The organism is Psychrobacter sp. TB55-MNA-CIBAN-0194 (assembly GCF_040309505.1).
In the GTDB taxonomy this organism is placed as follows: domain Bacteria; phylum Pseudomonadota; class Gammaproteobacteria; order Pseudomonadales; family Moraxellaceae; genus Psychrobacter; species Psychrobacter fozii.
Genome location: NZ_JBEOOW010000786.1, coordinates 1 through 236 on the forward strand (window position 1 = coordinate 1; position 236 = coordinate 236).

General features: G+C 40.3%; 1 protein-coding gene. It reads left to right on the forward strand.

Translation table 11 applies throughout. The features are described from left to right. On the forward strand, nucleotides 1-236 hold a 236-nt coding region (locus AAEY75_RS17095; RefSeq protein ID WP_352260381.1), incomplete at both ends, for a hypothetical protein.

The window sequence follows — 236 nt, forward strand, 5'->3', positions numbered from 1 at the left end:
CGTTCAGCAGTGCCACTAGACAGTAAATTAAACCACAATCTGTTTATTAGCCCAACCGCGCCATTTACTTTATACGATGATATTAGCGGACTTAGCTTTAACGACAACCTGAGTAATTTTGCGACCAAAACGTTAAGCCCATTCATGGCTAAAGGTATTCGTTCACAAGATATCACCATGAAACGCGCTGCTAATGGCTTGTTATACCCAAGTGATGAAAATTTTGTAGCATATGG